Origin of the sequence: Micromonospora sp. NPDC047738 (assembly GCF_040642675.1) — a bacterium.
In the GTDB taxonomy this organism is placed as follows: domain Bacteria; phylum Actinomycetota; class Actinomycetes; order Mycobacteriales; family Micromonosporaceae; genus Micromonospora.
On the sequence record NZ_JBEYSO010000004.1, the window covers coordinates 205,906 to 215,422 of the forward strand.

A 9,517-nucleotide genomic window follows, 5' to 3' on the forward strand; every position below is an offset into this window, starting at 1 on the left:
GAGGCCCCGTGCCGCTACGGACCAGTGCCCTGCGCACCACCCTGCTCGCCGGCGTCGCGCTGCTGGCCACGGCGGCGCCCGCGGCCGGAGCACCCGTGGGGCCGGGCGTGGATGCCGGTGCCCACGCCGACCGGGACCACGCCGCGCCGTACCGGGTCACCCACCTCAAGTCGAAGGCCGACGTGGACGCGGTCGCCCGCACCGGCGCCGCGATCGAGCACATCGAGCACGCCGAACTGACCGTCACGGCCACCCCCGCCGAGGTACGCGCCATCCAGCGCCTCGGCCTGCGTACGGTGGCGGTGTCCACGTCGGGCGCCTCGGCGATGGCTTTCCCCGCCCCGGACGCCGCGTACCACGACCATGCCGAGACGCTGGCCGCGGTGGACGCGATCGTCGCCGCCCACCCGACGATCGCCAGCCGGCAGGTGATCGGGAAGTCCTATGAGGGCCGGGACATCGTGGCGCTCAAGATCTCCGACAACGTCGGCGCCGACGAGGCCGAGCCGGAGGTGCTCTTCACCGCCAACCAGCACGCCCGCGAGCACCTCACCGTCGAGCAGGCGCTCTACCTCGCCGACCTGCTCACCGGCCAGTACGGCACCGACCCGCGGATCACCCGACTGGTCGACGGGCGGGTGTTCTGGATCGTGCCGATGGTCAATCCGGACGGCGCCGAGTACGACATCGCCACCGGCGTTTACCGGGACTGGCGCAAGAACCGGCAGCCCAACACCGGCAGCAGCGCCATCGGCACCGACCTGAACCGCAACTGGGGCTACAAGTGGGGCTGCTGCGGCGGCTCCTCGACGTCGCCGTCCTCGCCCACCTACCGCGGCAAGTCGGCCTTCTCCGCGCCCGAGACCGCTGCCGTCCGCGACTTCGTGGTGAGCCGGCGCGACCCGGGCACCGGCAAGCAGCGGATCAAAGCCGCGATCGACTTCCACTCGTACGGTGAGCTGGTGCTGTGGCCCTTCGGCTACACCAAGTCCACGGTGGTGAGCGGGATGAGCGCCGACGAGTACGCGACGTACCAGGCCATCGGCCAGCAGATGGCGGCCACGAACGGGTACACGCCGGAGCAGGCGAGCGACCTCTACATCACCGACGGCTCGGTCGACGACTGGCTGTGGGGCCAGGAGCGGATCTTCACGTACACCTTCGAGCTGTCCCCGGTCGACCCGGACCCCGGCTTCTACCTGCCCGCCTCGGACATCGCGACCGCGACCGCGCGCAACCGCGAGGCTGTCCTGATGTTCGGCGAGTACGCCGACTGCCCGTACCGGGCGATCGGCAAGGCGGCGACCTACTGCGCGGCGGCCGACGACTTCGCCATGAGCACCAGCCCGGCCGGCGGCACGGTGAGCTCGGGCGGCTCGGTCACCACCACGGTCACCACCACGACCACGGCCGGCAACCCGCAGCAGGTCACGCTGAGCGCCAGCGGCCTGCCGGCGGGGGCGAGCGCGGTCTTCCTCCCGCCCACGGTGGCCTCCGGCGGCTCGGCGACCATGACCGTCACCGTGCCGGCCGGCACCCTGCCGGCGAGCTACGCGGTGACCGTCACCGGCACCGGCACCGGCGTCACCCGGTCGACCTCCTACGGTCTCGGGGTCGACGGGCGGGCCGGCTGCACGGGCAGCAACGACACGGACGTGGCGATTCCCGACCTGACCCCGGTGCAGAGCCCGATCACGATCGGCACCTGCCCCGGCAACGCCGGCGCGGCCAGCAGCGTCGAGGTGCACGTGACCCACCCGTACGTCGGTGACCTGATGCTGACCCTGATCGCGCCGGACGGCAGCGAGTACGTGCTCCGGGACCGGGTGGGCGGGAGCGCGGACAACATCGACCAGACCTTCCCGGTCGATCTGTCCGGCGAGGTCGCCAACGGCACCTGGCAGCTGAAGGTGTACGACGCCGCGGTCACCGACACCGGCACCCTCACCGGTTGGCGGCTCGCGCTCTGACCCGGGCGAGCCACCTTCGTCGGTGACGACGGCGGGCGGTCCGACCGGGACGCAGGCGGGCGCAGCCGCCGGGTGGGCGCCCCCGGGCCAGTCGGCCGCCACCGTACCGGCGATCGGTCCGCGGCGACCGGTACCAGCCGGTCCCGCGCCTGGTCGGTGCGCGGGCCCGGGCCGAACGAGGCCGGTGGTCGCGTCACCGGCGCTGACGCCGTGCGTGTCCCGGAGCGGGATCCTTCCAAATCGCTTCGTCTGGCGTCAATATGTCGGACAGGTTCCGGAACCGCCCTGGGGAGCGCTCTCTTGACACTTCCCCCCTTCATTCATAGGTTTAACGATGTCTATTTATAGGTTTGTTAACTGTTCGGCCGGCCGACCCGGCCACAGCTGACCGACCGAGGGGAGGCATCCGTGCGCAGCATCCGCACCGTCGCCGCCGTCGCCCTCGCCGTCGCGGGCCTCACGGTCGCCCTCACGGCGACCACGAGCGCACCCGCCGCGGCGGCACCCGGCGCGATCACCTGGTCCGACGAGTTCAACGGGGCGGCCGGCGCGCCGCCGGACGCCAGCAAGTGGCGCTACGACATCGGCGGCGGCGGCTGGGGCAACAGCGAGCTGCAGTACTACACCTCGAGCACCCGCAACGCCGCCCTCGACGGCAACGGGAACCTGGTGATCACCGCCCGCCGGGAGAATCCGGCCGGCTACTCGTGCTGGTACGGCAGCTGCCAGTACACCTCGGCCCGGCTGCTCACCGCCGCCACGTTCACCCAGACGTACGGCCGGTTCGAGGCGCGGATCAAGATCCCCCGGGGGCAGGGGATCTGGCCCGCGTTCTGGATGCTGGGCAACGACATCGCCACCAACCCATGGCCGAACAACGGCGAGATCGACATCATGGAGAACATCGGGCGCGAGCCGTCGACCGTGCACGGCAGCCTGCACGGGCCGGGCTACTCCGCCGGCAACGCGCTGACCGGCCAGACCTCGCTGCCCGGCGGCCAGGCGCTCGCCGACGCCTTCCACACCTACACCGTCGACTGGGCGCCCGACTCCATCACGTGGTACCTCGACGGCGTGGCGTACTCCCGGAAGACCCCGGCGGACGCGGGCGGCAACCGGTGGGTCTTCGACCACCCGTTCTTCATGATCATGAACGTGGCGGTCGGCGGCAACTGGCCCGGCTACCCGGACGGCAGCACCGTCTTCCCGCAGACGATGGTCGTCGACTACGTCCGAGTCCAGGCCTGGGACAGCGGCGGCGGCACCGGCGGCCCGATCATCGGCTACGGCAACAAGTGCGTGGACGTCGCCGGCGCGAACTCCGCCAACGGCACCGCCGTCCAGCTCTGGACCTGCAACGGCACCGCCGCCCAGCGCTGGACCTGGAACGCCGACGGCTCGGTACGCGCCCTGGGCAAGTGCCTCGACGTCGCCGGCGGGTCGACCGCCAACGGCGCCCGGGTGCAGCTCTACGACTGCAACGGCACCGGCGCGCAGCGGTGGGTGTTCAGCTCCGCCGGGGACATCGTCAACCCCCAGTCGAACAAGTGCCTGGACGCCACCGGGGTCAGCTCCGCCGACGGCACTCCGCTGCAGATCTGGGCCTGCACGGGTGGGGCCAACCAGAAGTGGCGACGCTGAGCGGAGCCGGACCGGGCCTGGCCCGGCGACTCTGCGAGGATCACTGGTCGTGGAGACCGTCGGCGACCCGCCGTCCGCCGCACCGGACCGGTCCCGCTGGGGCCGGCTGCACGTGCTGGACTGGATCGCGATCGGGCTCGCCGCCGGCGGCGTCCTCTGCGTCCTCACCGGACTGCTCCCCCATGCGGACGCCGAGGCCACCGTACACCGGATCCTCCCCATCCTGATCTTCCTCGGCACCGTGGTGGTGCTGGCCGAGCTGACCGCGGTGGCCGGGGTCTTCGACACGCTCGCCGCCCGGGTGGCGATCACCGCACGGGGCAGCTACCGGGCCCTGTTCTGGCTCTGCGTCGGCTTCGCCTCGGTCACCACCATCGCGTTCAACCTGGACACCACCGCCGTCCTGCTCACCCCGGTGATGATCGCCCTGGCCCGCAAGCTCGGCGTGCCGCCGACGCCGCTGGCGATGACCACGGTCTGGCTGGCCAACACGGCAAGCCTGCTGCTGCCGGTGTCCAATCTGACCAACATCCTGGCCAGCGACCGGATCGGGCTGGCGCCGGTGCCGTGGGCGGCCCGGATGTGGTGGCCGCAGCTGGTCGCCATCGCGATCACCATGTTGCTGCTCTGGTGGTGGTACTGGCGGCCGGCGCGGGCCGCTGCCGATCCGTTCACCCCACCGCCGCCGCACGTGCCGCCCGACCCGGTGCTGTACCGCACCGCGCTGGGCGCGTGCCTGCTGTTCGTCGCCGGGATCCTCGCCGGGGTAGCGATCGGACTCGCGTCCGGGTTGGCCGCGGCGATCCTGTTCGCCGGCTTCGCCGTACGCGCCCGGCGCAGCCTGACGTTCCACCTCGTCCCCTGGCGGCTGCTGGTCTTCGTCACCGGGCTGTTCCTGGTGGTGCAGACCATCGGACGGCACGGCCTGGACACCGTCATGGGGGCGCTGATCGGCGGCGACCCGGGCGCCGAGGGCGCGTTGCGGGCCGGCGGCGTCGGCGCGCTCTTCGCCAACGTGGTCAACAACCTGCCCGCGTACGTGGCCGGTGAGGCGGTCATCGCCGCCGACCACCACACCCAGCTGCTGGCCCTGCTGGTGGGCACCAACGTCGGCCCGCTGGCCACCCCGTGGGCCTCGCTGGCCACCCTGATCTGGTACGAGCGCTGCCGGGCCGCCGGGGTGGCCGTCCCGCTGGGCCGGTTCGTGGCCACCAGCGCCGCGCTCGCCGCGCTGGCCACCACCGCCACCGTCGCCGCCCTGCTGATCGCCCCGACCGGCTGACCGGCGATCACCGGAGCCGACCGGCCGGGACGGCAGGTCGCCGCCCGCACACCCTTGACCAGCCGTTACGGGTATCGATACGGTCGCTTGATCTTGCCCTCGTGACAGGAATCCGGGCCGCGGCACCGAGCACGGCCACCGAAAGGACGGAGGTGAGCCGCTCTCGCTCGCCCGCTCCTGTCCATGCAACGACAGCAAAGGGATGAATCGAATGTGGATCAGCAGACATAGCCGCCTCCCCTGGCGCGCAGGACTGTCGATGGCAGCCGCTGCCTGCCTCGCCATCACCGGCCTCGCGGCACCCGCGGCCGCCGCCACGGTCGAGTCGGGGCTGCCGAGCGGCAACACCACCTACCGGACGTTGGCCGACTACGAGCGCGACATGGAGACGTTGGCGCGTGAGCACGCCGATCTGGTCAAGCCGCTGACGCTTCCGTACCCGACCTCGTCGGGCCGGCTGGTCCGCGGCCTCGAGATCACCCGGAACGTGCAGGCCAACGACGGCAAGCCCGTCTTCGTCACGGTCGGGATGCACCACGGCAACGAGTGGCCCAGCGGGGAACTCGTCATGGAGTACGCGGTCGACCTGGTGAACGCCGCGTCCGCCGGCGATCCCTACGTGTCCGCCCTGCTGGACCGCGCCCGGCTCGTGGTCGTGCCGGTCGTCAACGTGGACGGGTTCGTACGCAACCGCCGGCAGACCGACACCAACGTCGACATGAACCGCAACTACGGGTTCGGCTGGCTGCCGATCTCGACGGGCGGCGCGGCGCCGTGGTCCGAGCCGGAGGCGAGGAACATCGAGTGGCTGCTGTCCACCCGACAGGCCACCACCTTCGTCACCCAGCACACGTGCATCCAGGTGGTCCTCTACCCGCCCCTGCAGCTGGCGGTCGGGCCGACCCAGGACGTGGCGCGGTACGAGGATCTGGCGACCAGGATGGCCAAGCGCTACGGCGCGAACTACATCCCGCGCGACTCCGCCCACGACTACGAGACCACCGGTGAGGCGATCGACTGGGCCTACTTCGCGACGCGGGGGCTGGCCTTCACGGCCGAGACCTGCCCCGACCGCGGCGTCCCGCGGACCTTCCAGACCCAGGTGACGGACACCTACCCGGCCCACCGCCTCGCCATGTTCGAGGCGTTGGAGAACACCGCCGACCCGGCACAGCACGCGGTCATCGAAGGCAAGGCACCCAAGGACGCGGTGCTGCGGATCAGCAAGTCCTTCGACATGTACACCCAGCCCTACCCGCAGCCGGACGGTACGACGCGACCGAGCGGGTTCCCCACGACGCTGACGTCCGACCTGGACATCACCCAGCCGAACGGCAAGTTCCACTGGTCGGTCAACCCGTCGTACCGGCCGGTGCCGCCGTATCAGGCCGACGGCGTGCACCCGAACCAGACCGGATTCCACACCGAGCCGTGGATCCTGACGTGCGAGCGACCGGACGGCACGGTCCTGCAGCGGACGCCCGTGAACGTCGACCTGGGCCAGACGGTCACGGTCGACCTGCAGCAGTGCACCCGCAACTTCCACAAGAAGGACCTGAAGTAACACCCGCTGGACGCGGTGCCGGCCGGCTCCGACCTCCGTCGTAGCCGGCCGGCACGCGCTGGACAAGAACGGCAGCGGGTCGCCGACCCTCGGCGGGATCCCGCAGCCCCACCCGGTCCCGCCGCTCGGCACGCTGCCGAGAAGGGCTGCCACCGCCGCAAGCCCATTACCTCGCCGCCCAGGGAATAGGGCCTCACCAGGCAATATCGAATGCCATTGAATGCTGGCCGCGCGTGCTCGAATCGAAGGACACCTTCAGCGCGGCTGGGCAGAAAAATGTAAAACCGCAGGTCAGAGCGGCAGCATTCAGGACAGTTCAAGCTGGCGGTGGGCGCCGACTGCCCACTCAGCACGTCGTTGACCAGCAGCCGCCCGCCCGCTCGCGGGCTCAGCGCCGCCGACACCTTCACGGGTGTCGCATCGCACAGCATTCCCGTTGGCAGCCTCGCGTGCACGACCGCGGCTCGTGTCGGCAACAACATGAGCGGACATCAGCCGACTGTCCGAACGGGTCGGCCGGGCGGACAGCCCTCCTGACGCGTTGTGCAGAATCGACCTGATCCATCACATAGTTCCGGCGTGTTCCCCTTTGCGTCGTGTTAGCTTTTCCTCCAATTCACCTCGGCCCAAACCGGGCCGAATCAGGACAATTCGGACATCAGGCACAAAAGGGTGGATTGTGCCCGCAAATGACGGGGGAAAGAGCTGATGAAAGGTACGTGGACTGCCGCCGCCGGCGGCAGCGCGGGGGAGGCCGGCTTTGCACGGCGGACCGGCCGCACGGCGTCCGTCAGGGAGGGGATCCGGTGACCTTGAACCGGGACATCGACACGCACGTCCCCAGTCAGCTGACCGAGGAACCACCGCTCACCGCATCGTCCGGGCAGGGTGACCGGGCACTGAGCATCCTGCGGATGCGGGAACGGCCCGCGGACGAGGCCGGAGCGGTCGACGCTGGTCCCGAGCGGCAGACCGTGAGCGTGGTCATCCCGACGCTCAACGAGGAGAAGAACATCGCGTGGGTGCTCGAGCGCATGCCGCCGATCGTCGACGAGGTGGTCCTCGTCGACGGGCACTCGTCGGACCGTACGGTCGAGGTCGCCCGCGCCATCCGGCCGGACATCGTGGTGCTGACGCAGAACTGCCGCGGGAAGGGTGACGCGGCCCGGGTGGCGTTCGCCGCGGCCACCGGCGACCTGATCGTGATGATCGACGCCGACGGCAGCATGGATCCCCGCGAGATCCACCGCTACGTCACCCCGCTCATGAACGGCTACGACTTCGTCAAGGGCTCGCGCTTCCTGACCGGCGGCGGATCGACCGACCTGACTGCGCTGCGCCGGAGCGGCAACCAGGTGCTGGTGCGACTGACGAACAGCTTCTTCCTCGTCCACTTCACCGACCTCTGCTACGGCTTCGTGTCATTCCGCCGCGCCTGCCTGCCGGCGCTCGCCCTGACCGCGCACGGTTTCGAGATCGAGACCGAGCTCGTGGTCCACGCGCTGAAGGCGAACCTGCGTATCGCCGAGGTGCCGAGCAACGAACTCCCCCGCCGCTGCGGCATCTCCAACCTGCGCACCTTCCGGGACGGTCAGCGGGTGCTCCGGACCCTGCTCCGGGAGCGGTTCGTACGGCGCCCTCGACCGGTGGTGGACCCGATCGACCACCGCGTGCTGCAACGGTGGCAGCCCCCGCCCGCCGAGTCGACCAGCCCGACCCTGAGCGAGGTGCCCCGATGAGGACGCATTCCCTCCGGCGTGTCCGGGTGGCGCGCGGCGGCTTCGCCCTCGCCCTGCTGCTGGGCGTGCTGGTCGGCGCCGCGCCCCTGCCCGGCGGGCTCGCCACACCGGCCAGGGCGGCCGCCGGTGACATCGGCTACGTCGGTCCGTCCACCTCGGGCGACGGCTCGGCGGCGACCGGTGAGAAGCCGGAGAGCAAACTGTGGTGGAACGACGGCGCCTGGTGGGCGGTGCTCTTCCACACCGGCAGCCAGACCCACCACATCTTCCGGCTGAACCGCTCCACCCAGCAGTGGATCGACACCGGAACCGTCGTCGACAACCGGCCGAAAACCCGTTCCGACGCGCTGTGGGACGGCACCCGGCTCTACATCTCCTCGCACGTCCGGGCCAGTTCGTCCGCGGACGCGACCGCCGGCAACCCGGCCCGGCTCTACCGGTTCAGCTACAACGCCGCGACGAAGACCTACACCCGCGACACCGGCTTCCCGGCACAGATCAGCAACTACTCCAGCGAGGCCCTGACCATCGACAAGGACTCGACGGGCGTGCTCTGGGCGACCTGGACACAGGGTTCGAAGGTCTACGTGAACAACACGACGGGCGGGGACGCGGTCTGGGGCACCCCGTTCGTGCTTCCGGTCACCGCCGCCAGCAACCTGGACAGCGACGACATCTCGTCGTTGGTGAGCTTCGGGGGCTCCCGGATCGGCGTGATGTGGAGCAACCAGGTGAAGTCCGCGGTCTACTTCGCCGAGCGCGTCGACGGCGCGTCGCGCTCCACCTGGGACGTCACGCGTACGGCGGTCCAGGGTCCGAACAGCGCTGACGACCACATCAACCTCAAGGCGCTCGAGGCCGACGCCGCCGGACGGGTCTTCGCGGTCATCAAGACCAGCCTCGACGACGCCGGCGCCACGAGCTCGGCGCCCTTGATCATGCTCCTCGCCCTGGACCCGTCGACCCACGACTGGTCCAGCTACAAGGTCGGGCGGATCAAGGACTGCCACACCCGGCCGGTCCTGCTGCTCGACTCCGAACATCAGATGCTGTACGTCTTCATGACCGCGCCGGACAGCGGGTGCCCCTACACGGGTTACCCGGGAACGATCTTCATGAAGAGCTCCCCAATGGGCAGCATCAACTTCCCCGACGGCCGCGGCACCCCGGTCATCAGGGACGCCCTCTCGCCCAACATGAACAATGTGACGAGCACCAAGCAGAGCGTCACCAGCGCCACCGGCATGGTGATCCTGGCCAGCAACGACGTCACCCAGCGCTACTGGCACGCCGACCTCCCGCTGGGCTCGTCGTGAGCGCC

The 9,517-nt window shown here is 70.5% G+C and carries 6 protein-coding genes; all 6 read left to right on the forward strand.

Annotated features, from left to right (window positions below; all coding sequences use genetic code 11):
* Nucleotides 1-8 precede the first annotated feature (8 nt).
* The 6 genes from ABZ783_RS09110 (at nt 9) to ABZ783_RS09135 (ending at nt 9,512) form a co-directional block, all read left to right on the forward strand.
* Entirely contained in the window at nt 9-1,970 is a 1,962-nt protein-coding gene (locus ABZ783_RS09110) for a M14 family zinc carboxypeptidase (RefSeq protein WP_357435607.1), read from the forward strand.
* Nucleotides 1,971-2,378: 408 nt separating this feature from the next.
* Complete coding sequence (locus ABZ783_RS09115; protein WP_357435609.1) at nt 2,379-3,611, forward strand: lectin; 1,233 nt, start codon at nt 2,379-2,381, stop codon at nt 3,609-3,611.
* A gap of 49 nt (nt 3,612-3,660) precedes the next feature.
* Nucleotides 3,661-4,893, forward strand: coding sequence for an SLC13 family permease (locus ABZ783_RS09120; protein WP_357435611.1), 1,233 nt, complete (start codon nt 3,661-3,663; stop codon nt 4,891-4,893).
* A gap of 259 nt (nt 4,894-5,152) precedes the next feature.
* Nucleotides 5,153-6,457 carry a M14 family zinc carboxypeptidase gene (locus ABZ783_RS09125; RefSeq protein ID WP_357435612.1) on the forward strand — a complete coding sequence of 435 codons (1,305 nt, stop codon included), beginning with the start codon at nt 5,153-5,155 and terminating at the stop codon, nt 6,455-6,457.
* Nucleotides 6,458-7,263: 806 nt separating this feature from the next.
* On the forward strand, nt 7,264-8,196 hold the full coding sequence (locus ABZ783_RS09130) for a glycosyltransferase family 2 protein (RefSeq protein ID WP_357435614.1): 933 nt from the start codon (nt 7,264-7,266) through the stop codon (nt 8,194-8,196).
* Nucleotides 8,193-9,512, forward strand: a complete 1,320-nt coding sequence (locus tag ABZ783_RS09135) for a hypothetical protein (RefSeq protein ID WP_357435616.1) — start codon at nt 8,193-8,195, stop codon at nt 9,510-9,512. The genes ABZ783_RS09130 and ABZ783_RS09135 overlap by 4 nt, the downstream gene beginning before the upstream one ends.
* Nucleotides 9,513-9,517: the final 5 nt, after the last annotated feature.